Raw genomic sequence first — 23,904 nt, 5'->3', positions numbered from 1 at the left:
ATTTAAATCTTTATTTTTTTGGGGCCGTGGCTTCCAGATTGTTGTTCAAGGAGGCAGCATTATTCACAAGTCTTATCGTAATCTGAGCAATTGGTGTATCACCTTCATTGACCCAAAAATGGAGTACTCCAAGAACCTGATAAGTCTCCCCCGGTATGTAAATGTACTCGTCAATATTAGGTAGCCTTGAGAACTCAACATAGCTACTGAATAGAAAAGTGCCGTTTTCCAGTATCAAGTAAGCGTTATTCATTTTGTTACCTCGCGATATTTTTAATTTGCAAAAATAAGCATTTGCACGTATTTATTGCAAACCGCTTGTGACCGCGAGTAAAGCATAGTCAATAGATTGCCGCCCATCTATGCGTGCTATTGACTAATGCCTAGAGACAGAAAACTATTGAGATCGGTCAGTCCTCAGTATTTTTTGGCAGGCGTTGAGCTGCCGGACGACGTCATCTGCCTCGGCGGCGAGCCGGAGAGCATCGTCTCCATACGCTGCAGAAAAGTCGCCTCCCGCGGCACCATCACGCTGGCCGGCGCCGGCGGCAATTGCGGGCAGATCGCCGCGCCCGGCGGCGGGTTGCTGCTGGCGCAGCCGGAGAGCAGCAGCATGGCGAGCCAGAGCGGCTTGCAGTTCGAGTTGTCCATTTTCCAGATCCTTTTCGTAGGCGGCCGCCGTGGCCGCATCATCTACTGCCGCCTGGTGCTCGCGCGCCCGGGCCGCCTGGGTGGCCGCTGCCTGCTGCTGGGCCTGGCTGGCGCGCGCCACCGCGGCGTCGCGCTGGGCGATCACGGCCCGCATTTCCCAGCCCAGCGCCAGCAGGGCGACGATCACCACCAGCAGCAGCGCCTCGCGCCAGTATTTCAGCAGCGCCAGCATCAGCAGGGCTCCTGAAAAAGTGCCTGTTCCGCCAGGCGGCGCTTGAGCAGGCCGGGCAACTGCTGGCCACCGGCGCGGTCCCAGCGCGGGAACTGGCCAGCGGCGCCGGCGTAGTCACCAGTATTCAGCAGCCGCAGCAGGGTGGAGGACTGCAGCGAGCCCAGGCCCAGGTTGTAGGTAAAGCTGACCAGCGCCGAGAACTGATTGCCGTTCAGCGGCACGCTCACCAGCCGGCCGACGCCGGCCTCGAATCGTGCCAGGTCAGCCGCCAGCAGCTGGGTGGCCTGCGCCTGGGTGATGGTCAGTCCGGCGCGCACGTCCGGCCCGGTGTGGCCGTAGCCGATGGTCCAGACGCCGACGACGTCTTGGTAGGCCTGCAGGCGCAGGCCTTCGAACTGCTGGATCAGGGCGATGCCTTCTGCGTTGGTTTTCATTGCGGTTTTGCTCCCATTTTTTTGCCCACCCCCAGGCCGGCGATCAGCGCGCCAGCGCCGATGCCATAGCCCTGCAGGTCGAACGGTTTGCCCTGGATGGTGCAGTACACCTGCAACCCAAGGCCGATAGCGGTGGCGACGCCACCCCAGATGTAGGCGGGCTCAAGCTGGCCGTCATCGTCGGTCAGCATCTCGGTCAATCTGCTCATGCGCGGTCCTTATGCGGCTTTGAGGTCGTGGGGGAATGCCGGCGGTGCGGGCATTTCGTCGGGGGTGAAGACGAAGCCCTTCACGCGCGGGAAGGCCTGGAAAATCCACTCCGGCAGGCTCATTTCGTGGATGCCGTGGTCGCGGTGGCGGTGGAATTTGCTGTGCAGCACCAGCATGTTGGCCATCGAGTCGACGAACAGCTCCGGCCGCGCCGGGTCGAAGGCGCGCCAGTCGAAGCCCTTGGCCTCGGCCAGCTTGCACAGCGCCCACAGCAGCGAATGCTCAGCCGAGAAAAACTGGCCGGGGATCGGCTGATCGGTCAGCAGGTCCAGCACCGGCAGTTGGGTGATCTCGCCCAGCGCCACGCCGCGCACGGTGCGCCAGTCGACGGCGCCGCTGAATGCCCACTCGCAGAGCAGGTGGTGGTACTCGGCGCCCTCGGTGTGGCCGCTGATGGCGCACGGCAGCCGGGCGGCGTGGCCGGCCGCCTTGGTGTGGCGGAAGGTGGCCGACTCGGTGCGCGGCGGATGGTCCGGATAGAACACGTCCTCGGCCAGGGTGTCGTGGTGGGCGTGTTCGTTGGCCGGCGCGCCGGCGACGGCCAGGTGTTGCTTCTCGGTCATGTGGATTGTCTCCAGAAACGAAAACACCCGCCGGGTGGCGGGTGTCAGTGGGGTGGGTTTCTTGCTGTTATCGGCCGGCGTTCATTCGGCTCATGCTGGCGCGCATGTCCTCGCGCAGGGCGGCGATGGCTTGGTGGATGTCCTGCTTCATGTCGTCGACCATGTCGCGCAGGTCCACGCGCCGGCAGTATTCGTCGGCCACGCGGACTCGTAGGTCCTCATGGTCGGCGCGCAGCCGCTCATGCCGGTTATGCAGGCTGATCAGCCACCAGCCCAGGGCGGCGGAGAACAGCGACAGCACGCCGGTCAGCGCCGTCAGCATCAATTCGGCCTGGCTCATTCAATCCCCTTTGGCAAAAAAATTCCCGCGCGCGGCGGGTTGTTGGTTTGGTACTGCTGGTGGTGGATCAGCTCCAGGTGATGGCCTGCACCGCGGCGACGGTGGTAGCGGCTTGGACTTTGATCATCAGGTTGGCGTATTTCTGCTGCAGCGCGCCGCGCGCCGCCACCCAGTCGGCGTTGACCTGGGCGAGTTGGGCCGCGGTGTGCTGCTGCAGCGACCACGCGCCGTTGGCGGCGCACCAGATGCCGGACGTCCAGCCGGCTGGCGCCGTCGGCGCGGCGGCGACGTCACTGGCCAGATTGGCCTGGTCGGTAGGCTGGCTGGGGTACTGGTGCGGTGCGCCGAGGGCCGAGGAGGTGAAGCCGGCCGTGATTGCCGCCTGGCAGCCGGCCTGAAGCTGCGCAACCTGGGCCGCCTGCACCTGGGCCAGCGTCGGCGCCGGCGGCGCGGTCAGCACCGGGTTGCCGCCGCTGTCACTGGTGATGATCTGTCCGGCGGCCTGCCCGGCCAATAGTGCCTCGTGCTGCGCGTCGGTGATTTGGACCGCATCCGATGGCATGGCCGCGCCATGGATTTCCGGGTCGTAGAACCCGCCGGTGGATTTTGCGTAATAGATCATGGATTAGTTCCCGATGGCGAACCAGGACACGGCATTCCCGGATGCTGAGCTGTTTCGTAGGTAGAAAGACGTTTTGGGGCTGGCGGTATTGATGGACCAACTACCGTAAATGGCGACTGAGGATCCGAGGTTATACGCCTCCCCGAGCAGCACCTGACCCAGTTGATTCGGAAAGGCGATGGGGAGCGTTACCAGCGTGTCAGATGCAGATGCCACGCTCGCCGCCCCCCACTGAAAAATCAGGCCGCTCGGTAGTTTCTGATATCCGTTCGATCCAATGCTGGCCGCGCCGAAACCGCCGGTAACTACAATACTGGTCCCGTCGAAAACACACCTGGCAGATTGACCGGATTGCAAGGTGACGGATGCAACGCTCGCACTGTTATAGAAAAACGATGCGCCATTACCGGAAATCGTAACCGGGCCATTGCCGGTGTTGATGTATTCCATCGCGGCACCAGCCGGCACACCGTTGAAACTTGGCGTGTTCAGCGTGAAGCTGCCACTCAACTCCACCAATTTGCCGATGTCGGACAGCGGCTGCGTGGCCGCCGCCTGGTAGAGGACCGCGCCCGCGTTGCTGCCGATGCGCGAGGCCTGCGCCAGCGGCGCGACAGCGTTCGCCAGCGCATTACTGGTAGCGTACTGCCCCAGGTTCAGCGCGCTGATCGCGGCGGAGAGGGTATTTTGCGTCCAGTTCGTGGTGGCATTGAGGTTGGAGCTATCGCCAACCGGCGGATTTTTGCTGTAGCAGGACAGCAGTACGATGTAGTTGTGGGTGTCGCCACAGACCAGCGCGCCGTAGCCCGGGGGCAGGTTGAATGTCGCGCCATTCGCCGGAATGCCCTGACCGAAAAATGCCCCTACGGCCGTCGCCAGAGTCAGCTGGTTGGAGGTGGATCCATTCCAGAAATAGGCCAGGACGGGGATGGACTGAGTGGGATCCGGTAGGGTAGCTGTGCAGTCTACGGTGCCATTGAACTCGAAGAAGCTGTGCGCGGGAAGCTTGACCGGCCCGCTTTTCTGGATGAACTGGACGTTGATGCCAACCGGCGCCAGTCCGCCCAACACCTGGGCAAGCTGGTTGTTTTTGCCCTTGGTCGGCACTAGGCCGCCAGCCTGGATCGCATTCACCAGCTCCATCATGAGCGTGTTCATGAAATCAGCGCGCAGCAACGTTGCCGGCTGACCGGACGCAGGATTGCCATCGGTGAAATAGCCGGCCGTGCCAGCAGCGCCCGGCGGCGGCATTTGCGAAACGGCAGTTGGATCGTCGTATTGGTACATGTTTTCCTCAGGCGTAGTTGAACTGTAGGATGGCGTGCGCCGGCACCAGCCGGCTCAAAACCTGCTGCAGCGGGGCATTCCCCCAGCTGTTGAGCGGCTCGCCCATTGCGGATTGCCCCATCCGCCACGAAATCACCGTCTCAAGAGGGGCGTGGACCGCCCAGGTGTGCGCCCACTCCGGGCCGCCAAGCTGGCCACCCATCGCCGACTGCCCCATCCGGAACGGCGCAAAATTCGTGATGCTGATGGTGTAGCCGAGGCGGGCCGCCACCTGCACGAAGTACGCCGCAGACTGGCCGCCAACCGCCGTCAGCTGCGCCACAACCTGGCCGCGCCGGCCCTGCAGCGTCGTCGCCGGCCCCAATACTGGATCCGGCAAACCCAGCGTGGACTCCCATTCGGGCAGCAACTCATATGCAGTCGCCGGGAACGCGTCCACCAGCAGGTTGTTGGCCCGCGCATGCGTGCGGCCATACACCTGCGCCAGCGCCAGCGCTACCTTGGACTGGACGGCGTCAGGCTCGCGCGGCCACACTCGCCCGCGCGGCAGCAAGCGCTGCAGCGCGCCCTGGTAGTCCAGGGCGGTGTAGTTCGGGAGCGGCATAGGACCTCACTGCCAGGTAATAGGGCCCAGCACCGGCAGATAGCCGGTGGGGCTGGTGATGTCGGCGCCCGACGGAGAAACCACGATGAAGTCGCTCACGCCGGCAACCGTGGCGATCGCCGACCAGATCAGCTGCAAGGAGATGCTGCCGCCCGGCTGGCCATACTGGAAAAACACGCCGGCAATGGCCAATGCAACCGCCGCCTGGCTGGCCACCGGCACGCCCTTGATGGTGAATGGCACCGGGTTGCTGATGGGGGAGACCACATAGACCAGCGCCGTGACCGGCTGAAGGGGGGCGATGGCATTGGCAACGGTCAGCTGATCCCCCGTCGCCACCACGCCGCGCGGCACGCCGCCCGGGCCCTGGTCGAACTGCGACACGCCATTGCTGCCGACCGGGAAGCCGCCGTTGGCGGACTCAGCGCCGTCCAGCATCACATACACCACCACCGTCCCCGGCCCGAAGCCGTTCGGCGCGCACCAGGCGCGGGAAACGCCGGGCACCGCCATGGCCCAGGTGATGTAGTCTTTCTGCGCGCCGCCCTGCGGCGTGGACTGAAAAGCGGATAGCACTCGCGAGCGATAGGGCTCGTCGCCCTCCAGGTCCGCGCCACCAGTCAGCGCCGTGGCGGCCACCCCGGACGCCTGGATACCGGGCAGCGACTGCGCCAGGGATAACACCGTACCTGCAGGTGAATTGCCTGCCGCCCCCACCAGCCCAATAGGATCCGGCACGGCAGAGATAGGCACAGTCACGGAGCTGTTCGCCCCTACCACGCCAGCCGCTGTGACGATGTACTGCTGCCCATCGCCACGGGTGATCAGCGCACCGGATGGCAATTGAGCATTGACCTGACCGGGAAAAGTGGCTGCGCCAGCGGCCGGGGTAGCAGGCTTGATGTAAACGCCCTTCATCGCGCCCCAGCCCTGCAAAAACTCGCCAGTAGCCGTCCAGGGCGTGGATTGCTTCGCTACAAAATCGATGTAGTCGTAATGGCCATACGCCATGGCCGCCTGAGCGGACGCCATCACGCCCAGATTGCTGAACCGCAGCAGGCCGTCGCCGCCTGGCACATTGGCGGCAATGTCCTGCGCGACTTGCTGACGCAGCGCGGTAAGGGTTGGTGTTGCATAGGGCATCAGTTCACTCCATTCCAGGCCCACTTGAATTGCACGGCGCTGCGCGCGCCGGCCGTGCTGTATGACACAACCTGCGCGCCCAGCGTGGAGGGCGCCACCCACTGCGTGGTGATGTCGAATTTGGCTACCACGCCGTCGTCGATCAGCCACTGCAAGGCCTCGGCGATGTAATCGCGGGCGCGGTTGGCGGTCTCCCGGGTCTGTTTGGCACGCGCCAGCAACCACAGGCGCGAGCCGATCGGGCGCGCGGTGTCATCCAGGCACCACCCGCGCGGGTCGCCGCTGCCATCGGGAATGACGTCGTCCGGGCCGGCCTCGCGGTCAGTGCCCAGGCTGAGCAAAATGGCGGATTGCAAGTCATTGCCGGCCAACAATTCAGAACCGGCCAGCACCCAGTCGCCATGCGTGCCGGCCACCCAAACGGTGGAAATGTCCATGCGCTATTCCTGCTGGTTGGGCTGTTGCGTGGTGACGGTCGAGCTGCCGCCCTGAACGCCTTGCACCGCGTGGTTGTGGCCGTTGAAGATGCCACGCATCTGCGCCATGGAGTGGGCATTGCTGCCGGCGTTGTCGATGATGTCGCCGCCGGCCTTGATCAGCCCGCTCACATCCAACTCGGGCGTGTTGAGCTTCACGCCGGCGCTGGCGTTGACCGTCACCGTGGGGGTGTTGTTGACCGTGAGCGGCAAGCCGGCGCCATTGACGACGATGCCGCCGGCGGTGAGATACACCGACTGGCCGCGGTTATCGAAAATCGCCACCTCACCCGGCTTCAAACCTGTCATCCGGCTGCCCTGGTGGTTGGTGGCCACCACCACGCCGTTGTTGCGGTCGCCCAGCGGGAACAGCACGACGGCGTCGGATCCCACCGGCGGGTGGCTGGTGAACCCGTAATCCGCCAGCCGGCGCAGGTGGTCGCGAGTCTCGTCGCGGCCCATCTGGACCTGCAGCACCTGCACCGGGCCGCCATCGCTGGCCGGCGCCGTAATGCGCCCGCGGCCCAGCAGCATCCAGACACGCCGCGCCAGTCGCTCTATCTGCTGAATCATCCATTGCCTCCTTGGGCAGCGCCGGCGACAACGTCGCGCATGGTCGGGAACAGGTTGACGGGCTGGACGGCGAATGCCTCCGGCGGCATCAGCGTCAGGTCGGCATGCGTGCCGGTCTCGTCACGGCGGTAGGCCACCTCAGAAATCAGCCAGTTCGCGCGCGGCACATGCACCGTCGGCGCCACCAGCGTCACCAGCGTGTTGGGCTGCCACAGGTTGCCGGCCTCGTCTCGCCAGCTATCCACGGTTACGTTTGCCTGTGAACTGCGACCAGCACGGCGGACGGCTTCCCAGTTGACACGCGCCTTGGTGATCTGGAAATCAGATGTGTCTCCTGTCTCAGCGATGATGCTGCGTACGCGCAGTCGCGGCACGCCGGGGTCATTCACCACTGCCACAACGTCAGGACCGACCCCCACGTCGCTCATCATGTCCATTGGCAAGCTCCGGCCGATGTACTGGCTGAAGCGCTGCGCCATGGACCAGCGCATGGTGATGGACTCGATGTTGACCCCCTCCGCCACCACCGGGTAGCGAACGCCGGCAGAGGCCCGCATCGCCTGCGACAGCCTCAACGAGCCATCCGGATTTTCGTAGACCAGCATCTGGCTGTTGCGCGCCACAGGCTCCAGGATGTTGTAAGGGGTCTCCCCCCACGGCAGCTGCCATACCGGCACCACCTCGCCGGCGCCGACATCCGACACCACATCGATGCCATAGGGCGTGGCCAACTGGATGGCCATGGCCAGCGGGGTGATGTTGGTCATCTGGCAGCCGTTGAAAAAGTGGCTGCAGTCGACCAGGTCCTGGCATTTGCCGCGGCCGCTGACAGCTATGGAGTGCGCCCCGGAGGACAGTGCGGGAGTGAAATCATCCACGTAGCCCGTCACTACGATATCGCTGCCCAGAAGCACCTGGACGGGGTCGCCCGGATTCAGCAAAAAGCGCCCAAATTCTTTCGGGTAGTGCTCGGTCATGCCGATCTGGAAGCCGGATGGGAAGCGCTCAATTCCGCGCACAACATTGACGGTGGTCCAACCGGAAATACGCTGGCCGTTGGTAACAAGGGTGAGGTCATCCATAATGTCAGCTCAATGTCATGAGGAGTGGGCAATGATTGGCTTTTTGCTTGTGATGGTGATGTCGGATGGCTGGCAAGGCGGCGTTGTGCCGCAAGGCATCTATAAGACTGCCGAGGACTGCCTGCAGGCCGGCCCCCGGTGGGTGCTCCACAACAACAACATCGGTCACCCGTCGACGTTTTACTGCCAGAAAAAGGCGGTGCCGAAGGGCCAGCAGTGGAGCGAAGCCGGCATCACGCCGCAGATGCGCGAGAAATGGGCCAAGCAGCAGGCGGAGAAGTACAAGAACATCACCTACACCATGCCGGAGGACCCATTCTCAGCATCTACTGAGCCAGCGCATTGAACTGCGTAGGCATGAACAGCGGGTGGATGGCGCCGGCCTGCTGCGCCAACTCACCCGCGCGCGACGGATCGCGATAGAGCCGCTGCGCCAGCACCATGGACGGCATGGGCTGCGGAATGGAGACCGGCATCATGCGCGCCAGCGAACCGCCGCGGGCCGTCAGGTCGGCCACCACCGCGGTGCGCAGATCACGCAACGCCTGATAGCTCGCCATACTCCCGGCGTCTGCCGCGGCAACCGCCTCCCGCTCTACCAACTGCGACACCCGGCTCCTCAATGAGGCAGCGTCGTCATAGCTGGTCGGCTGGTAGGCCGATACAGCGCGGCAAACGCCGATCACCGCCGCGCGCCGCATCATCGCTACCGTCTGTTGCTGCGCAGTGGTCATGGCCACGCCCATGGGCGAGGTATCCACGCCCTGAGGCATGGGCAGCTGGCTGAGCGCAGTCAATGCGTTGATGGCGTCCATGGGACTGGCGCTCGCCGCGACCAGGGCGGCCACCGATTGCGACACGGCCGCCGGCAACGGCTGAATGGCGGCAGCCTGGGCGCCAAGCTGGCCGGCCGCCGCCGACACCGCCGCCGCCGAGGCCGTTACCGCTTGGCGTTGAATAGCGCTGGCGGCGACGGCCCGCCGCGTGGGCGATGGCGTAGGGGTGCTGGGCGCGGCCACGCCGCGCGGGTCGCCGTAGCGATTGGCGAAGCTGTCCAGCGTCTGCAGCTGGCCAGCGACGCCGGCCACTGAGTTGTAAATCCCCTTGGCCGCGCTCACTACCTGATTGATGCGGCTGGCCCACTGCGCCGCAGTGCTCACCACCGACTGCACCACAGCGACCCCTTGCTTGACCTGGCCGATGAGACCGGCGACAAAATCCGCCTCAACAGACAGGCCGGCCTCGTCGGCCAGATTGGATAACCAGCTGGAAGTGTCTTGCTGCTCGTCCGGAAACTCGCGGTCGCCGGACTCGACAAACTGCATCGACAGCTCAACGTAGCGCCCCTGGTCCCAGCGCTCGGACACGCGCATCGGCCCCAGGCTGACGTAGAGCGTGCCCAGCGTGGGATGCACCAGCTCGCCGCGCCCCTCCTGCTCAGCCGCGGCGATCATCTGCTGCATCTGACTGATGACGTCGTCGCCAACCAGGAAGCCGATCAAGTTGATGCGCCGCCCGCGCCGGCCCATATCCTCCACCCACAGCACATCCCGGTTCGGGTACTCGTGCTCAGCCAGCCGACGGCCGAATTCACCATCGGATGCCAGCACGGCGAACGGGATGCCGCGGTAGCTGGCCGGCCGCAACTGGTCCCAAAAGGTGGCGCCGCCCAGGCCCAGCGCATCCGTCAGCTGACCGGCCGCAGACACCACGCCATCCAGTGCGCCCGCGGTGCGGGTGGCGGTGTTCAATACGTCTTGGAAGCTCATTGCATACCTTATGGAAGTGAGTAGAATCGCTTTGAGATTTAATTTGGAGCTTATTGTTATGTCTGAATGGTTGGCGCTGCCGATAATATTTATTTTTATGCTTTATGTTGTATTTGAGTGGCCACTATATCGCTACCCGCTTTTAATGCTTATTGCGGGGATTGCAATTTGCATCTTCGCTTATCAGGTCGGAGCCGTGCTTGAATTTGTTCAACTTAAAGGTCGACTTCCTAAAGGGGTTGATATTAAAGAGGCAATTGCTGTGACGTCCTTGTCTCTTGGGGCTCTTGGCGGAGGTGTTGTCTCTGCGGCTATTACTCAAAAAGCCAAGCAGTCTTATGTTGATAAGATCGAATCGTTGGAGTCTGGTATATCTCTGCTGGCTTATGAAATAAAAGAAGGCAGGAAGGCAGAAACCACTGAGGGATTAATTTATGCGCTTGACAAAGAAAAAGAGCTTGGACGGCTAGAGAGAAAAATAAAAGCATTCAAAAAGTATTTGTGAATAAAAAACCCCGCAGAAGCGGGGTTAAATATTTCAGAGTGATTACTTTTTCTTTGCTGGTGGCTTTTGAGCCAGCGTAGAGCCTGCTGCGGCTTTTGCATTGCTTCCGGTGTTGTTACTTCTCAGCACCTTGGAGGCTTGGGTTGCCGCGGGGGGAGAGGTAACTTTTCCAGGTGCTTTGGTCTGAGAAAGAGCGCTACCTGCCGCAGCTTTTGATGCTGGGCTGGTAGATTTACTCGTCAGTGTTTTGGCGGCTGCAGTAGCTGCCGGTGGTTGTGTTACTTTTTTGCGCGGATCGTTTGGCATGGAGACTTCCCTCATATGGATTTTCTCATATCGACAGACCGAACCTTGCCGATATGAAAAGGTATCATTGCCATGAGTGAAACGTGAAGATGACAGATTTCAGTAGTCGAGAATATCTGTATACATAACTAAAGAGCGTGGCATTTTGAACCCCGCCGGAGCGGGGTTCTGTCATTTTTGCTCTACGACCGCCTCTTGAAGCAGTCCGAACATCCCAACGATCCAGCCTTTCAGCCGATCCTGATCCGGGGGTATTCTCTCCGGACTCAAGCCCAGGCGTAGGAGTAGGGCGCTTTGCAACAGCCTGACCAGGTAAGGAAGAGGATCCTCCGAGCGGTTGGCAAGTGCTGCTGCCACCGCGAAGGCCAACTCTCCCTCTGCGTTGCCGGCGCTGTAGGATTCGTCATCCTCCATGCCGTAATTGTCGGCCATTCCCTCTGCGGCCCGCATCAGACCAGACCGGAATCCGGCCACCTCAACACGGTGCCCGGTCATCGCGATCTCCCTGTTCGAATTGGACGCTCTTCGATGACTGCAAAGTGTTCAGCTTTCCGCATCAGCTCGGCAAGGTCATCCAGTGCTTTGTTGGCTTCGGCACTGATCCCGTCTTGGGGAGCCAAGTCACCATTTCCGTGCAGGACGGAAATGTAGAATGCCTGGTTGAAGATCTTGTCCTTCAGTTCCTGAGGAAGACTTGCTGCATGGATCACATGCGCAGGAACGATCTTGGTCTCAAACAGAGTAGTCACGTTGCTCATGCTGACCTCTCCGCCAGTCGATCATTTGCAGGCAGCTCAACCGCGAGGTTGTTGATCAGCCTGTGGATGTAGGTCATGCCTTTGCCGGTGACCACGGTTTTCTGCCCCATCTGAAGCTCGCCGCGCTTCCTCCAGGGAGAGGGGATCACACGGAAGTAGCCTTGATCTATGAAGCGCTGGTAGGGCTCATTGCTTTGCATCAGCACTCCTTTCTCCCTCAGGAAGGCATAGAGGCGGTTGCGGCCCGTGCCCAACTCCTTGGCAACTTCGTCCATGGTCTGGCAGTTGATGGTGTTGGCAACGTCATCGTGGAACTGCACCTTGGGCGCCTGTTCAGCGACCTTGTGCTCCAGCAGTACTTTTTGCTGCTCGGCGATCTGCCGACCCTCCAACTGGTCGGCCCAGGCGCGCGCCGCGGCCACCGGGTCTTGGAAGTCGGGGAGGACTGGGGCTGCCACCTTCTGTTCCAATTCCATCCAGCGGTCAATGATACGTTTGCGCAGCCTGACGTTGTAGCCGGCGATCAGTGTCAGGGTAAGGTCTTTGGGAAGGCTGATTGAGGATGTATATCCGCGTAGATCCTTGCTCTCCTGGACATGGCTCAAATCTGAGCCACCCCCCAGCTCATCAAGCATGACACGGATATCACGGATCACGTTCTTGTGCTCTTTCTCGCACAGCTCGGCGATCTCACGGCTGCTCATGGTCATGGGCTGGCCATTCATGGTTACCAGGTTCATGTGGCATCCCCCTCGCTACGTTCCATGTTTTTCAGTGCGAGTTGCAGGCCGAGCAATAGCCGATTGGTCTCGCCGGAGTACTGCAGGGAGCAAGTCCCGTCATCGAAGAGCTTCACCGTGATAGAGGCTGCCACGGGCTTGAGTTCCTGTTCGTGGTTCATGATCCCTCTCCTCACGCGGCCAAAATGTGGTTTTGGATCTGCTCGCGCAGTACGTCTGCGTCGTTGTGCAGGCCCCCGGCGATCCCCTTGGCGTGGATCGCGATGCCGCGGATGTCGGCATCGTCAGCAGAGAGGCGGGCGATGGCGCTCATCAGGGTGCGCAGATCGTCCAGTTGGACGGTGATGAGGTCGAGGGACTCGACACTGTCCGCCAGAACTTGAACAGGCGAGGTGAGTGTGCTAGATTTCATAGCGAATTTTCCTTGAATTGCGTTCAGGATGTTCGATACCGAAGCCTCAACAGTTCCCGCTGTTGGGGCTTCAACCATTTCTGGGCCGGTCGCTTCAGGCTGCCTTGTCAAGTTGCTCCTCCTCTCGTTGAATCTCCTTCATAACCAGATCAAGTAGTACCGAGTTCGCGCTACGATACTGACTTGCTGCTCGGTTCTTGACCCAATCCTCCGCCTTCTTGGGGAAGCGGATCTGAGTCCTCCATACGTAGTTCAGCTCTTCTTTCACCATGTCCTCCCATGTTTTGACACTATTTTGGTGTCGTGACTCTATGGTAGTGCGGCACTATAATGGTGTCAATAACTTTTGACACGAAAATGGTGCCGTATGTCTGATGACGGATACACGCGGATCACCCTCCGCATCCCGACTCCGCTTGATGAGAGGCTCACTGAGTCAGCAAAGGCGACAAGCAAGTCCAAAAACGCTGAAATCGTCGAAAGACTGGACATGTCATTCAATAGGTCCGATGACAAGATCGTTAATGATCTTGCAAAGACACTAAGCAAGATGGAGGAGCGCGTTTCCTATTCGGACAGTGTTGCAATTTCCTATATAAAGACAGCCCAAATCCTTGCCAAGTCTGTTCTGTTACTACGTGACGGAATTAGCGATGGGGCTCTCGCGCCCAGCATGGCTAGGTTTCTAGAGGGTACGGCAAGCATGGCAGAGTTCGTATCAGAATCTTCAATTGACATCACAGAATCACAGCTATCCCAGGTGCGTGCACTCATGCAGAAATATGCAGAAGACGGCGTACCCGACTATGTCATATCAAGAGACCCGATTAAGCCATAGTTTCGTCGATCAGTTCAGCAGCAGCGAGGGCTGGATCGCACCTTCCAGCAGGAACCGCTCCGACTCCAGCCTCGGGATCTCGCGCTTCCTCTCCAGCATCAGGCGCGAGCCGAACGAGGCTCGCACCTTCGATTCCACTTCGCGCGCGATCAGCTCCTGCATCTGTTGCCACAGGCCCAGGTCGCGGCGCTTCAACTGTTCGGCCATGGCGTTGAAGGCGTTGATGTAGCCGATCTTGACGTCCAGCGCCTTCCGGCCGGTGAAGCCCATCACCAACAACACGAATCCGTCCTTGGTCATCTGGTAGCAGTCGTACCGCTGGCCGTTCTGTTCATCCAGGTAGGTGGCCTCCTCAAAATTGAGTAGACCCCATGCGCCCGACTCTGCGGCAAGTTGGCGTACGGCGCGCAACACGTTGTCGTGCCGCTTGCCAAAGGCCTTGGCCACGCGCCGGCTATCGGTCACGATCTTGTCGCCGGCCAGCATTACGAAGTCGTTGAAGTTCGAAACAATCAGTTCGTTCATGTCACGCTCCTAACACCTGGGAAGGGGAGTCCAGCGGCAGGCAGGGCAGGTGTACACCCCGCTTTTCGGGTCGCGTTCCCTAGCCGTGGACGAAAAAAAGCCCCACGTCGAAACGTGAGGCTGGCAAAGACAAAGCCCCGCGGTTGCGGGGCCTTTTACTTTAAGCCGTTGCTGGCTTAGCGCTTGCGATAGTGGTCATTCGTTGCTTTGTTCTTGTAGTGGCCGCCCTTGTGCGAGGAGCCTTTGCCGCCGGCGTAGTGGCCACCGCCGTGCTTGCCGGCGAAGGAGACTGCCGGGAGGGCTAGGGAGAGGGCGGCGATCAGCAAGAGAGCTTTTTTCATGGTTGTGGTCCAGTTTCATCAAGGAGCAAGCATTATGACATTGACAATGTGTCGGCTCCAGCATGAAGCTCTACCTTCCCATGAAAGAGGAGAAAATAATGCTCAGGAAAATCACACTCGCTCTTGCTGTTGCGCTCATTTCCGTTGGCGCCGTAGAAGCCAAGCAGATGACTGACCAGCAGATCAAACGGGCCATCATCAAGGAGTCGATCGATTCCTACTCCGGTAACTGTCCATGCCCCTACAACACCGCCCGCAACGGCAGCTCATGCGGGCGCCGTAGCGCGTACAGCCGGCCAGGTGGTGAGGCCCCCATCTGCTACGAAAAGGATGTGACGAAGGAGATGGTCAACGAGTACCGGCAGCGGCTGGCCGGCAACGTATAGTTCGGTCTCGGAAAGCAAAAGCCCCGCGGTGGCGGGGCTTTTTGAGCTAATTTGGCTGTCTGTGGGCCAGTGAGAACAGAAGGTCGGCCAGATCGCTGCGTTCGATACTTCCTTTAGCAACGTCAACCATGATCTGCTCAAGCTCTGGATTCCGTTCAACAGTGAATCCTTGCTGCTTAAGGTAGGTCAGGGCGGTGACAAGAGCCGTACGTTTGTTGGCATCAGTGAAAACGTGACCTCTGGCCAGGCTGATGGCGTACATGGCAGCATGATCAAAAACGTCGTCGATCTCAACGTACAGCTTTAGGTTCTCAACCCGTTCTAGGGCACCTTCCAATTTGCCCATGTCAGCCCGGCCAGCAAGACCGGGTTCATCCGCCAAGATCAGATCGTGGATTTCTTGAACTTGCCCAGGCGAAATGGCCCTGTTAGCGATCGGCAAGGGCCTTTATCACTTTGCTGTGTTCAACGATCACTTTTTTAGCGGAAGAAACGACCGACTCTGTCGACGTGCAAGCAGCTACTGGCTTAACAGCGGTACGCTTCTTGATGTCGATCCCGTATGTGTTGCGAGTCACGTTGTGCGCTACCGTATCCCGTTTGCTGCTGGACTCGACGACGATGCTTTGTTTGGACTTTTCCATGATGATTCCCTATGAACGAACGCTTGCCAAATTTCACGACTTGCGATGAGCTGTCCGAAATCATGCGTGTGTACGTACATGCGTATGTACGTACGTATTGTATGTGCTCACGAAAAAAGGTGGTGAAAAATCTTGCGAGAATTTTGCAAGCCTACAACGCATCACGCGCCAAGCATCTCGAAAGTCGAGCGCGAAAAATTCGGCGATGACGGAATGCAATAGATTTGACCGTTTTTTTCGTGAGCGAGTTCATCCTAGTATCGTCGAAGGCACGCAGAACTTGATCGATTGCCACGTGCGTGGATCGGCTCGGTCAGCCGTCGTGCATGCCTACGGCGAGATCATCTCCGGCATTGAGTAGTTGTACTTGGATGCGCTGCTCACCGTGGCCTGTCCGCCGGACGCAGTAGCGCGCGCGCCAGCCGGCAGGCCGCTAACCGCGATGTGGATTTTGGCATCCGAGAGCTTGGCCACCGCATCCTGCAGCGAGCGCAGCTGGTCGATCAGCATCTTCTGCGCCGGATCCAGAGCAACCGACGATGATTCCGAACGAGTGGCTGCGGAAGAGGGGGCTGAGGCACTCCTTGGAGAGACCGTGCCGGCGGCACGCGATTTTCCTTTGTAGTTCACTCCGACCGCTGCAGAAGCATCAAGCATCTGTGCGGAGTAAGGGTTGTGGCCGTTCTCGCGGACGATCATGGCGTCCATCAGAGAGCGCATCACATCGGTGCTTCCCAGGTTCAGTCGCTGATTGCTATCAACCCCCATGCGCTTGGCGACGGCCGCCACATACGCTGCAGTATTGTTTTCCGACTTTGGAGCCCACTTCTGAATGATGGACTGAACAGAGGTGAGCCCGGAGTTCGAATAGCGTTTGAGTTGCTTGGCCATGGCGTTCAGCCCCGCTTCCGGTGTGTCGAAAACGGCGAACCGCCCGCCGGCGCCGGCTTCTTTCACCGCGCCAGCCTGGCCAACGAACTGCAGATTGCCGGGATTATTGTTGCGGACACCGCGGGGCAGCGCCTTGGCAGACTGCGCCTTTTGCGGCAACTCCGACTGGGCTGCCTGGGCCAGCCGCTGGCCAGCCGCTGGCGCGGCCTGCGCCGCGTCGGTCCAACCGGTCGGCTTGGCCTGCGGATTTTCCTTGATGTAACGGCTCATGTACTGCAGCGCGTTCTCGTCGCCAAACTCGTACCAGGGCTGATAGGCCGCCTTGGCCTTGTCCTTCAGGTCGGCAAACGCCTTGCCGTTCATGTCCAGGCCATGCCAGCGGCTCGATGCTGTTCCGTTTCGCTGCTGCTGCGCGCGCACGAACTCGTTCTCGCCGCGGTTCAGCTCCGGCGACTCCAGCAGCAGCCCCAGCCCCAGCGACAGGCGGCTGGCCAACTCGCCAAAAAATGGCAACGTGACGCGGCTGAGCTGTTTGACGCCGGCGCTGGCGGCGGCAGCCGCCTCTGATGCAGCAGCCTGGCCGGCGACCTTCGCCGCGCCGCCGGCCAGCTCCTGGCTGACCTGCTTGACCACGGATTCGATCATCCGGTTACTGATGGCGGACAGCCCCTTCCGCAGCAGCCACGAGCCGCCCAAGCCGACAGCGGCGCCGCCAGCCAGCGTCGCGCCTGGATGCTCGGACAGCATCTTGGCAGCGCTCTCCATCAGCTTGCTGTAGATCGGGCCGACGAAATCGCCCAACCAGTTGCTGGCGCGCTGGTGGCCCAGCCCGGCTTCGCGTTCGTGGCGCTTGGCCTGGTCGGCCGCTTTCAGCTGCTCCGGGGTTTGCACCGCGCCCATGGCCTTGGTCTTGGCCATGTCGTCTTCCAGCTTCTTGCGGCCATCCATCAGCATGGGCATCAGGCCCTGAACGCCAAACTGCCCGGCGATCATTGACTTGGTCTGCGCCGACATCTTGGGGCTGACCATCACCTGCGCCAGGTCCTTCAACGCTGCCGACGTGTCCACCGCGCCGTCCTTGGTGCGGTGGATGCTGATGCCCAGCCGGTTGAGCATGGCCAGCGCCGCCATGTTCCGGCCGTTGGCGGCATCGTTGAGGGTGCTGCCCAGCGCGCTGATGCCGCCATCGAGCTGCTCCGCTTCGACGCCCGCCAGCTTCGCGGCGCCGCGCAGCTTCTGCAATTCGTCCGTGCCAACACCCGTCATCTGCGCCGTGCGCAGCACGGAATTGCCATAGCTGGCCCAGCTGGTGGCGGAAGCGGTGATGCCGGCGATGATGGCGCCGCCGGCAATGGCGGATACCGGGGCGGACAGGTTGCTGGCGGTACTGCCCAGCGCGGTGCCGATGCCCTGGATTTTTTTGGCCAACCCGTCGAAACGCTGGGTGACGCGCTGCTCCAGCTGGGATTTCGACAGGTCGTCGACTTTCTTCCCTAGCGCCAGCCGGGTAGCGAACTTGCCCAGTCGCGCCTCCAGCTTCTGGACGATGGGTCCAGCCTGGTCTTGCGCCGTGATCCGGATCCGGAATTGATTGTCAGCTGCCGCCATTGCACATCCTCAGCATTTGCCGGTGCCATCGCGCCAGCCGCGCCCAGGTCAGGCCGCCGGCGTCATGAGGCCCCCAACTGTAAAACTTGGTCACGTCTGCCACGATGTCCTGCCAGTCGGCCGGCAGCTGGCCGGCTGGCTGGGTCAGAAAAAATTGGCCAGATATGCCTCAGCCGCCTTGAAGTCGCGGGCGCCCAGGCGGCCGATTGCAGCAACTGGAACGCCGCTGACCAGGGAGATCAGGAATTTCGTGGCGAAGATCGGCGTTTTCTTTTCCAGCTGCTCGTGGAATTTCTCCAGCTCGTCCACCAGCGGCTCCCGCAATTCCAGAACGTGGAACTGCTCATCGCCCAGTCCAACGGGCTTGCGCAGTTCCAGGGTCAGCTCATCGGCGACTTCCGTTTTTTGGGCTTCGCTCATCATGCTTCCTCCACGCTCATGCCTTCCCAGCGAACGTCGATCTCGGCCTCGACCGAGTCAACTTCCGGGGATTCCACCGTCCACATGTTGCGGCCGACCACGGTTTTGCCGTTGGCAAGCTGCAGGGTGACGGTGACGTTGGTCATCGTGCTCAGCTCGGCCACGGTCAGGTTGCCGCTGTCGCGCAGCTTGGCCTTGATGAATCCAGGAATCGGCGTCTCCGAATAACCGTGCACGCCGTCGCGGCCGGCTTTGGTCTCCCGCTTGACCTTGGCCGGGCTGTAACCGAAATCGCCGGCCACCATGTACGAGGTGCCATTGACGCTCAGCTGGCAGGTGCCTGCGAGCAGGTAAGTGTTGTCTACTGCCATGTTGGCTCCCAGAAATGCAAAACGCCGCCCGAAGGCGGCGTTTCTGTGGGTGACGGCTTACATCAACCGGAATTGGTTGAGCAGCGCGAAAATACGGAGCTGATTGACCAGCGTCGGCGCGAACAAAACATTGACGCGGCCGGGGTTGCTGGCATCCAGTTCGACGATCAGCGCAGCCTTGAATGCGGCGCTTTTCTGCACGATGCCGGCGTGCTCCAGCTCGCCATACGCGGCCACCAACTCCCCGCGGATTGTCGACGGGGTGACGATGTTGGAGCCCGGCGCGAATTTGGTGCCGTCTGCGGCCAGCTTCACGCGCGCGAACTTGCTGGTGACCCGGGTGCGCAGGAACCGCACCACATAGGCCAGGGTGAACATCGTCTCCACCTCCAGATAGCTGTTGTCCGCATTGCCGAACGCGTTTTTCTGGTAGGTGGTGATCAGGTTCTCGATCGCCACGGTGCCGTCCTGCGCCACTGTGAAGGTGCTGATGCCGTCGTACAGCAGGGTGTTGCGATCGGTCAGCTGGAAACGGCTCTGCACCGGCGGCGCCAGCACGCCGATCAGCGGCACGGTCTGCAGCGGCTGGGCCGGGTCGGCGCGCACGCTGACGGCCGTGGCGGCGGCGGTAGCCGCGGCCCACAGCCACGCCGGCGTCGGGCTGTCGTAGAAGCCCATCACCGTTTCGTGCTGGTTGTTGCGCGTGACACCGAAGGTCGTCAGCGCGCCCAGCGTGCCGCGCAGCGCGGTGAACACGTGGCCGTAAAGTTGCTTGGCGTAGCTCCAGCGGCCGGTCTGGTCGTTCATGAACTGCTGCAGCGCGTTGAGGCTGGTGGTGTCGTTGAACGGGCAGACGATGAAATCGAACGGCTGGTCCCCCAGGTTCGCCAGCGCTGTCGCCAAGCTGGGCGCCGTCGCGCCGCCGGACATGGCGGCGATCTGAACACCCAGGCCGGCCGGCATGGTTTCCCCGCCGGTCGGGCCCAGGTAGTTCAGCCGCAGATCGATGTCGTTGCCGCACGGCCCTTTGTTGACCGCCGTCAGCGTCACCACCGCGCTGTTGGCGGCGTTGGTGGCCAGCAGCGGGCAGCCGGCGTCGGCCGACAGCACGCTGGCGATATAGGCCGCGATCTGCGCCGGTTGCTGCGTCGGCAGTACCGGGATGGCGTAGCGGATGCCGGCCACGTACAGATAGAACGTCCCCGCCGCCGTCGGCGCGCTGGCGATGGTGATGCTGCCGGCAGCCGGCGTGGCGCCGGGATCATCGGCCAGCGGCAGATACCACACCTCGCCGAACTGGTCGTTTTTGCGATACCACGCGGTCAGCAGCGCCAGCATGGAGTTGGGGCCGCCCACGGTCTGGGCATCCGCGACGCCCTGGCTGATGACGGGCACATTCGGCACCGTTCCCATCACGATGGCGGCGGCGGTCGCCTGGCCGATGATCAGCGCGCGCTGGCTGGCCTGCGCGGTGTTGGCTCGGCTGTTGTCCATCTCTGCGTAGAACAGCCCGACGCGCAGGGCCTGCGGAATGGTCTTGAAGGGAATGGTCATTTATCACCGCCTTTCTTGGCCGTGTCGGTGGCGTCCACGGACACAGCCAGCGCTACCTGCTCAACATCGCCATCGCGGAGCCGGCGCAGCCAGTAATCGGTATCGGGAACCTCGCGGCCGGCGGCGGGCAATAGGTCGAGCAGGTCGGGGTCGCGGATAGCGAACCCAGCCTTGGGTTTGACATACATGGGTCACTCCTGATGAATGGAGAAATCGAACTCGACCGGCGGGGCACTTGCCGTGCCGACGGTAGCCGACACCGCACCGTGGACATCGATGAGCGGCTGATTGATAGAAGGCTCGAACACCTCGGGGTATTCGAAGTCGAATCGCAGCCAGGCCTCGCCCAGATGCTCACGCTGCTGGCCAGTCACCTCGATCTCGGTTTCCACCGCCAGCACCTGCTGCACCATGCGCAGCACGGTGTAGTTGGTGAGTACGGCGTTTTCGATCTGATCGCAGAGGGTGTCCAGCAGCGACTCGGCCTCACCGGCGCTGGCGCCAACCACCCTGGCATTGACCGCTACCGTAGCTGTGGTTAAGAACTGGGGAGCGCCCAGCGGGCCACGGCCCTGCTTGCGCTCCATTGGGGTCTGCACCAGGATCAGCGGCATGCCGGGAGGTGTGGTGGGGAGGTCGCGCGGCACATAGACCTTCTGGCCGGCCAGCGTGTTGGCCGCCTGCAGCGCCGCCACCACCGCGCTTCGGAGTTGGGTGCGGAACAGCATGTCAACCTCCGGACACGTAGTTGAGCATCAGCTTGATGGCGCCGTGGCCGTCAGGGTGAACATCCGCCACCGAGTAGACGATGCCCGTCCGCAGGATGGCGACTACGTCGCCTGACTGCGGCGGGAACGGCAGCGCGGCCGCCCGGATACCCAGCACCGGCTGGGAGGTGGAGGTGTAGATCGACCCGCCCAATCCGTCGACAGCGCGGTATGCCTCGTCGAACACGCCGGAGATGGAAATCGACTGGCCGGTGGTCGTGGTGTACGTCACCGGCTCGCCAAACACCCCCTCCAGCGGCGCGAGGACTGCGGCGTCCCAGTCGATCACGGTCAGGACTCCGCGCGGCCGGACATCAACACCTCGGGACGGGTGCAGATGAACAGCGGGTAGGAGTAGGTCTCCATCTTCCACCACATGCGGCGCACGGTATCGAAGATCGGCAGTACGTACACCGGCTTGCCCGGGGTGTTGACCCAGTCTACGGTTTCGCCAGGCGCGTTGGCTTCGCGGAAGATGCCAGGGGCGCCAACCGGGAAGAACTTGACCTTGTCGTCCGGGATTTTGATCGTGGCGTTGTCATCCGAGCCGCGGTAGTTCCACCAGCGGATGCCGCCGAACTCGAAGGAGTCGAAGGCACCCCCTTGACCGTTATTCCGCAACTCGGCCGCATCGCTCCAGTTCAGGAAGGTGCGGATCACGTCCGGGTGATTGGAAAACAGGTCGTAGAAACCGTCGCCACACAACGCATGGACGCGGGTGCTGGAGGTGAACGAGCCTTGCGCAGCGCGCGCCATCGCGCGAGTGATGCCATTGCAGATCGGGCGCAAGGTGTTGGCGACGCCGGCGGCGAGATTGAACCCCACCTCCGGCGCCTGCTTGATTCCGAATTCGTCGAACCAGTTGTACAGCACGCTGCCATCACCGGGATTCAGACACAGACCTTGCACGGCGGCCAGCCGCAGGTATTCCTTGGTGTACTCCACCGAAGCCAGCAGGCCAGTGGGGCCGGAAAGGCGGCGCTCCACCTCTTCCATCACCTGCATCAGCACGGATTCCTGGCCGAATTCGCGAATGCCTTGCAGCTCCTCGGCGTAGACGGTGTCGTCATGCATCAGCCGCGGCACGTCGAAGTATCGCATTTTGCGCTTCTCGGTGGTGCGCTGGGTGCCTTCTCCGCCGCGCTCGCTGAACGGGATCAGCACCAGCTTGCCTTGCCGCTCCTCAACCGCCAGCGCTTTGGTGCGGATCGGGTTGGGGTCGAAAATGTTGAGCTCACCCAGACCGTTCGGTTGGTACGGGTTGCGCTGGACTGCATCGGTCAGCGTGATGGCCGAGAACGCATCCTGATGAAAGATGTCGAGGATATTGGCGGGCATGGATCAGCCTTTCGGGAATAAAAAAACCGCCCGGAGGCGGTTTTTCTGGATGGGTGCTGGCGGTATCAGCGGACGAGGATGTGGGGTTGCGCCAGTTGGGAAATGGCGACCGCCTGCTGCGCGGGCGTGATGCCAGGCGGCCACAGCAGTTCGGAACCATTCACCTCCGCCAGGCGGGTGACCGCCAGCGCCGGCTTCGGCCCGGTGGTCACGTCTTTGGAGGCGAAAAGCACACCGGCGGCCACTTGCGAACCATCCGTCGCCGCCGGATTCAGCGGGCGCCACTGGCCAGCAGTGCCCGGCGACGTGACGGTGATGGTGAACGAATCACCAACCGCGAACGGCGTGCTGCCGGCCGCTACAGTGAACACCATGCCATCGGCGTCCAGCGCGGTGCCGACAGGCAGGTCCACGTTGTTGAAATTGCCCGGCCCGGTGATGCTGAACACAGTCGGCGCCGTCAGCGTGATGGTGAACAGGCCCGCCGGGGTGAAACCAGCTTGCGGCTGCGTGCCGATGGTGAGCGTGCCGTTGCCGACGTTGGCTGCGCCAGCCGCAGCGCTGGCGACCGGCGCGGCATTGCTGGCCGAAATCTGACCCAAGACGGTGCCGGCCAGGACCATTTGGCCACCAGTCAGCAGGATCTGGTCGCGCGATTGATGCCCGGAGGCTTCGGAAACCAGGAAGCCACCGTTATGCCACCACTCTTGCAGCGGGGCGACAGTAGGGTTACCCATATATCAGTCCTCTTGATCGGAATAGGTTATCGACGGGCCTTGGCGAAGACCTTGTCCCACGCGCTGGCCTGCTGAGCTTTGCCGCTGGGCGGCACGCCATCGGTAGCACCCAACTGCGGGTTACGCGCGGCGCGACCGGCGTTGCCAGCCGGAGCGCCAGCCGGCGTATCGCGCAACACCGCCAGCGCTTCGCTGCGCGTCATCGAGCTGTTGAATGCCAGGTTGGCGGCCAACACCGGGTTGCGGGCGGCCGCCTTGCTGCCGAAGATGGCGGCGCAGCGAGCGCGTTCGCGCCGGCGGGCACGGGCGCAGGCGCTCTTGCCGTGCATTTCGTCCTCGTCGTCCTCGGCGTCCGGATCGTTGTCGCGGTCCTCGTCCTCGTCCGCATCCGGCTCTTCGGCACGCTTGGCCTTCTTGCCGCGCTTGCCTTTGCCGCCATCGCGGTCATCGTCGTCCGGATCGTCGCCCTCGGCGCGACGGCTGCGCTTGCCGTCGTCGTCATCGTCGTCCGGATCATCGCCTTCGGCGCGCCGACTGTTTTTGCGGTCATCATCGTCCAGATCATCGTCCTCGGCGCGGCGGCTGCGCTTGCCGTCGTCGTCATCGTCCTGGCCGGAATCGGCGCGACTGCCGCGGGAGCCGGACACGCCGGCGAGATGGGCAAAAGACAGCTTGCCCGACAGGCTGCTAAGAAAAGACATGGATATCTCCAGAGGG

Annotated in this window: 38 protein-coding genes; 4 read left to right on the top strand and 34 right to left on the bottom strand. The window is 61.9% G+C overall.

Features of this window, described 5'->3' with window-relative positions:
* Nucleotides 1-397 precede the first annotated feature (397 nt).
* From MY55_RS23575 to MY55_RS13730, 12 genes are all read right to left on the bottom strand, one after another.
* Nucleotides 398-883: a hypothetical protein gene (locus MY55_RS23575; protein ID WP_157889321.1), complete on the bottom strand. Its 486-nt coding sequence runs from the start codon at nt 881-883 to the stop codon at nt 398-400.
* Nucleotides 883-1,317 carry a lysozyme gene (locus MY55_RS13780; protein WP_065202553.1) on the bottom strand — a complete coding sequence of 145 codons (435 nt, stop codon included), beginning with the start codon at nt 1,315-1,317 and terminating at the stop codon, nt 883-885. The genes MY55_RS23575 and MY55_RS13780 overlap by 1 nt, the downstream gene beginning before the upstream one ends.
* The gene (locus MY55_RS13775; protein WP_047236633.1) at nt 1,314-1,526 is read right to left on the bottom strand and encodes a hypothetical protein; all 213 of its coding nucleotides are present in this window, start codon (nt 1,524-1,526) and stop codon (nt 1,314-1,316) included. The genes MY55_RS13780 and MY55_RS13775 overlap by 4 nt, the downstream gene beginning before the upstream one ends.
* A 9-nt stretch (nt 1,527-1,535) precedes the next feature.
* Entirely contained in the window at nt 1,536-2,150 is a 615-nt protein-coding gene (locus MY55_RS13770; RefSeq protein WP_208856047.1) for a hypothetical protein, read from the bottom strand.
* A 67-nt stretch (nt 2,151-2,217) separates the two neighbouring features.
* Nucleotides 2,218-2,490: a hypothetical protein gene (locus MY55_RS13765; RefSeq protein WP_047236635.1), complete on the bottom strand. Its 273-nt coding sequence runs from the start codon at nt 2,488-2,490 to the stop codon at nt 2,218-2,220.
* Nucleotides 2,491-2,557: 67 nt separating this feature from the next.
* On the bottom strand, nt 2,558-3,112 hold the full coding sequence (locus tag MY55_RS13760; protein ID WP_081284699.1) for a DUF4376 domain-containing protein: 555 nt from the start codon (nt 3,110-3,112) through the stop codon (nt 2,558-2,560).
* Between the two features lie 3 nt (nt 3,113-3,115).
* Entirely contained in the window at nt 3,116-4,399 is a 1,284-nt protein-coding gene (locus tag MY55_RS13755) for a gp53-like domain-containing protein (protein ID WP_065202552.1), read from the bottom strand.
* Nucleotides 4,400-4,406: 7 nt separating this feature from the next.
* Complete coding sequence (locus MY55_RS13750) at nt 4,407-5,003, bottom strand: YmfQ family protein (RefSeq protein WP_065202551.1); 597 nt, start codon at nt 5,001-5,003, stop codon at nt 4,407-4,409.
* Nucleotides 5,004-5,009: 6 nt separating this feature from the next.
* The gene (locus MY55_RS13745) at nt 5,010-6,146 is read right to left on the bottom strand and encodes a baseplate J/gp47 family protein (RefSeq protein ID WP_065202550.1); all 1,137 of its coding nucleotides are present in this window, start codon (nt 6,144-6,146) and stop codon (nt 5,010-5,012) included.
* A complete protein-coding gene (locus MY55_RS13740; protein WP_065202549.1) occupies nt 6,146-6,583 on the bottom strand; it encodes a phage GP46 family protein in 438 nt (145 codons plus the stop codon). Before MY55_RS13740 ends, MY55_RS13745 begins: the two co-directional genes overlap by 1 nt.
* Before the next feature lie 3 nt (nt 6,584-6,586).
* Nucleotides 6,587-7,195: a phage baseplate assembly protein V gene (locus tag MY55_RS13735; protein WP_065202548.1), complete on the bottom strand. Its 609-nt coding sequence runs from the start codon at nt 7,193-7,195 to the stop codon at nt 6,587-6,589.
* On the bottom strand, nt 7,192-8,277 hold the full coding sequence (locus MY55_RS13730) for a phage baseplate assembly protein (RefSeq protein WP_157889320.1): 1,086 nt from the start codon (nt 8,275-8,277) through the stop codon (nt 7,192-7,194). Before MY55_RS13730 ends, MY55_RS13735 begins: the two co-directional genes overlap by 4 nt.
* Nucleotides 8,278-8,308: 31 nt before the next feature.
* On the opposite strand from MY55_RS13730, the gene MY55_RS13725 reads away from it, so the two are divergent.
* Entirely contained in the window at nt 8,309-8,623 is a 315-nt protein-coding gene (locus MY55_RS13725) for a hypothetical protein (protein ID WP_065202546.1), read from the top strand.
* On the opposite strand, the gene MY55_RS13720 is transcribed toward MY55_RS13725, so the two are convergent.
* Complete coding sequence (locus tag MY55_RS13720) at nt 8,604-10,046, bottom strand: DNA circularization protein (protein WP_065202545.1); 1,443 nt, start codon at nt 10,044-10,046, stop codon at nt 8,604-8,606. The two genes, MY55_RS13725 and MY55_RS13720, sit on opposite strands and share 20 nt — an antisense overlap.
* 58 nt (nt 10,047-10,104) lie before the next feature.
* Here MY55_RS13720 and MY55_RS13715 point away from each other — a divergent pair, with 58 nt between their 5' ends.
* Nucleotides 10,105-10,551 carry a hypothetical protein gene (locus MY55_RS13715; RefSeq protein WP_157889319.1) on the top strand — a complete coding sequence of 149 codons (447 nt, stop codon included), beginning with the start codon at nt 10,105-10,107 and terminating at the stop codon, nt 10,549-10,551.
* Nucleotides 10,552-10,593: 42 nt separating this feature from the next.
* Here the strand turns inward: MY55_RS13715 and MY55_RS22710 are convergent, their stop codons facing one another.
* The 7 genes from MY55_RS22710 to MY55_RS24625 all read right to left on the bottom strand — a co-directional run bounded on the left by MY55_RS22710 (nt 10,594) and on the right by MY55_RS24625 (nt 13,038).
* The gene (locus tag MY55_RS22710; protein ID WP_081284702.1) at nt 10,594-10,857 is read right to left on the bottom strand and encodes a hypothetical protein; all 264 of its coding nucleotides are present in this window, start codon (nt 10,855-10,857) and stop codon (nt 10,594-10,596) included.
* Between the two features lie 171 nt (nt 10,858-11,028).
* Nucleotides 11,029-11,352: a hypothetical protein gene (locus MY55_RS13710; RefSeq protein WP_065202543.1), complete on the bottom strand. Its 324-nt coding sequence runs from the start codon at nt 11,350-11,352 to the stop codon at nt 11,029-11,031.
* Nucleotides 11,349-11,615: a hypothetical protein gene (locus MY55_RS13705; protein ID WP_065202542.1), complete on the bottom strand. Its 267-nt coding sequence runs from the start codon at nt 11,613-11,615 to the stop codon at nt 11,349-11,351. The genes MY55_RS13710 and MY55_RS13705 overlap by 4 nt, the downstream gene beginning before the upstream one ends.
* Nucleotides 11,612-12,355, bottom strand: coding sequence for a phage antirepressor KilAC domain-containing protein (locus MY55_RS13700; RefSeq protein ID WP_065202541.1), 744 nt, complete (start codon nt 12,353-12,355; stop codon nt 11,612-11,614). Before MY55_RS13700 ends, MY55_RS13705 begins: the two co-directional genes overlap by 4 nt.
* Nucleotides 12,352-12,516: a hypothetical protein gene (locus MY55_RS23570; protein WP_157889318.1), complete on the bottom strand. Its 165-nt coding sequence runs from the start codon at nt 12,514-12,516 to the stop codon at nt 12,352-12,354. The genes MY55_RS13700 and MY55_RS23570 overlap by 4 nt, the downstream gene beginning before the upstream one ends.
* 11 nt (nt 12,517-12,527) lie before the next feature.
* Nucleotides 12,528-12,767 carry a hypothetical protein gene (locus MY55_RS13695; protein ID WP_065202540.1) on the bottom strand — a complete coding sequence of 80 codons (240 nt, stop codon included), beginning with the start codon at nt 12,765-12,767 and terminating at the stop codon, nt 12,528-12,530.
* Nucleotides 12,768-12,861: 94 nt separating this feature from the next.
* Entirely contained in the window at nt 12,862-13,038 is a 177-nt protein-coding gene (locus tag MY55_RS24625; protein ID WP_425266106.1) for an Arc family DNA-binding protein, read from the bottom strand.
* Between the two features lie 96 nt (nt 13,039-13,134).
* Between MY55_RS24625 and MY55_RS13690 the strand changes: the two genes are divergently transcribed.
* Nucleotides 13,135-13,605: a hypothetical protein gene (locus tag MY55_RS13690; RefSeq protein WP_065202539.1), complete on the top strand. Its 471-nt coding sequence runs from the start codon at nt 13,135-13,137 to the stop codon at nt 13,603-13,605.
* 9 nt (nt 13,606-13,614) lie between these two features.
* On the opposite strand, the gene MY55_RS13685 is transcribed toward MY55_RS13690, so the two are convergent.
* Nucleotides 13,615-14,130 (bottom strand): Rha family transcriptional regulator, encoded by a 516-nt coding sequence (locus tag MY55_RS13685; protein ID WP_065202538.1) that lies wholly within the window; start codon nt 14,128-14,130, stop codon nt 13,615-13,617.
* A 176-nt stretch (nt 14,131-14,306) separates the two neighbouring features.
* On the bottom strand, nt 14,307-14,471 hold the full coding sequence (locus MY55_RS23560; RefSeq protein WP_099049652.1) for a hypothetical protein: 165 nt from the start codon (nt 14,469-14,471) through the stop codon (nt 14,307-14,309).
* Nucleotides 14,472-14,533: 62 nt separating this feature from the next.
* Between MY55_RS23560 and MY55_RS13680 the strand changes: the two genes are divergently transcribed.
* Complete coding sequence (locus tag MY55_RS13680) at nt 14,534-14,857, top strand: hypothetical protein (RefSeq protein WP_208856046.1); 324 nt, start codon at nt 14,534-14,536, stop codon at nt 14,855-14,857.
* Between the two features lie 46 nt (nt 14,858-14,903).
* On the opposite strand, the gene MY55_RS13675 is transcribed toward MY55_RS13680, so the two are convergent.
* From MY55_RS13675 to MY55_RS13625, 12 genes are all read right to left on the bottom strand, one after another.
* Nucleotides 14,904-15,299, bottom strand: coding sequence for a type II toxin-antitoxin system death-on-curing family toxin (locus tag MY55_RS13675; protein ID WP_230723478.1), 396 nt, complete (start codon nt 15,297-15,299; stop codon nt 14,904-14,906).
* Entirely contained in the window at nt 15,286-15,501 is a 216-nt protein-coding gene (locus tag MY55_RS23555) for a hypothetical protein (RefSeq protein WP_157889316.1), read from the bottom strand. The genes MY55_RS13675 and MY55_RS23555 overlap by 14 nt, the downstream gene beginning before the upstream one ends.
* 330 nt (nt 15,502-15,831) lie before the next feature.
* Nucleotides 15,832-18,000 carry a hypothetical protein gene (locus MY55_RS24085; RefSeq protein ID WP_065202537.1) on the bottom strand — a complete coding sequence of 723 codons (2,169 nt, stop codon included), beginning with the start codon at nt 17,998-18,000 and terminating at the stop codon, nt 15,832-15,834.
* Nucleotides 18,001-18,144: 144 nt separating this feature from the next.
* The gene (locus tag MY55_RS13665) at nt 18,145-18,423 is read right to left on the bottom strand and encodes a phage tail assembly protein (RefSeq protein ID WP_081284697.1); all 279 of its coding nucleotides are present in this window, start codon (nt 18,421-18,423) and stop codon (nt 18,145-18,147) included.
* Entirely contained in the window at nt 18,420-18,791 is a 372-nt protein-coding gene (locus tag MY55_RS13660) for a phage tail tube protein (protein ID WP_065202535.1), read from the bottom strand. The genes MY55_RS13665 and MY55_RS13660 overlap by 4 nt, the downstream gene beginning before the upstream one ends.
* A 57-nt stretch (nt 18,792-18,848) precedes the next feature.
* Complete coding sequence (locus MY55_RS13655) at nt 18,849-20,345, bottom strand: phage tail sheath subtilisin-like domain-containing protein (RefSeq protein WP_065202534.1); 1,497 nt, start codon at nt 20,343-20,345, stop codon at nt 18,849-18,851.
* Nucleotides 20,342-20,533: a DUF2635 domain-containing protein gene (locus MY55_RS13650; protein ID WP_065202533.1), complete on the bottom strand. Its 192-nt coding sequence runs from the start codon at nt 20,531-20,533 to the stop codon at nt 20,342-20,344. Before MY55_RS13650 ends, MY55_RS13655 begins: the two co-directional genes overlap by 4 nt.
* Nucleotides 20,534-20,536: 3 nt before the next feature.
* Nucleotides 20,537-21,073 (bottom strand): hypothetical protein, encoded by a 537-nt coding sequence (locus MY55_RS13645; protein WP_065202532.1) that lies wholly within the window; start codon nt 21,071-21,073, stop codon nt 20,537-20,539.
* Between the two features lies 1 nt (nt 21,074).
* Entirely contained in the window at nt 21,075-21,401 is a 327-nt protein-coding gene (locus MY55_RS13640) for a head-tail joining protein (protein WP_065202531.1), read from the bottom strand.
* A gap of 2 nt (nt 21,402-21,403) precedes the next feature.
* On the bottom strand, nt 21,404-22,450 hold the full coding sequence (locus MY55_RS13635) for a major capsid protein (protein WP_065202530.1): 1,047 nt from the start codon (nt 22,448-22,450) through the stop codon (nt 21,404-21,406).
* Nucleotides 22,451-22,515: 65 nt separating this feature from the next.
* Nucleotides 22,516-23,187 (bottom strand): head decoration protein, encoded by a 672-nt coding sequence (locus MY55_RS13630; protein WP_065202529.1) that lies wholly within the window; start codon nt 23,185-23,187, stop codon nt 22,516-22,518.
* A gap of 26 nt (nt 23,188-23,213) precedes the next feature.
* Complete coding sequence (locus MY55_RS13625; protein ID WP_065202528.1) at nt 23,214-23,888, bottom strand: hypothetical protein; 675 nt, start codon at nt 23,886-23,888, stop codon at nt 23,214-23,216.
* Nucleotides 23,889-23,904 lie beyond the last annotated feature (16 nt).

The sequence above is a fragment of the Chromobacterium subtsugae genome (assembly GCF_001676875.1).
Classification (GTDB): domain Bacteria; phylum Pseudomonadota; class Gammaproteobacteria; order Burkholderiales; family Chromobacteriaceae; genus Chromobacterium; species Chromobacterium subtsugae.
The sequence above is the reverse complement of the archived record's forward strand: the minus strand, read 5'-3'. Positions and strand labels throughout refer to the sequence as shown.